This window comes from Nonlabens antarcticus (genome assembly GCF_015356755.1).
In the GTDB taxonomy this organism is placed as follows: domain Bacteria; phylum Bacteroidota; class Bacteroidia; order Flavobacteriales; family Flavobacteriaceae; genus Nonlabens; species Nonlabens antarcticus.
Genome location: NZ_JADFCO010000036.1, coordinates 1 through 289, shown reverse-complemented (window position 1 = coordinate 289; position 289 = coordinate 1). Strand labels below are relative to the sequence as shown.

Below are 289 nucleotides of genomic sequence, written 5' to 3'. Positions count from 1 at the left end.
AGTTCTAGGTCTTTGATATCTCTCGCTATATCGAACTCTTGTTTGAGTATTCCGTTTACCCTTTCAGCAATCGCATTTTCATAGGGATCATATTTTTCGGTCATACTGGCCTTGATATTATTTCCCTCCAGCAGCGCCTGATAGTCGTGGGAGCAGTATTGAAGCCCTCTGTCGGAATGGTGTATCAGCGGTTGGTTCCCGCAACGCCTGTGGCCGAGAGCCATTTCCAGAGCGCTGAGTGAACCCTCCATGGCAAGGCTGTTGGACACATCATACCCCATGATCCTTT

General features: G+C 48.4%; 1 protein-coding gene. It reads right to left on the bottom strand.

The features are described 5' to 3' along the window. Window positions 1-224: DDE-type integrase/transposase/recombinase (locus tag IQ282_RS00135; RefSeq protein WP_394355189.1), on the bottom strand; the 224-nt coding region annotated here is incomplete at its 3' end. Window positions 225-289 lie beyond the last annotated feature (65 nt).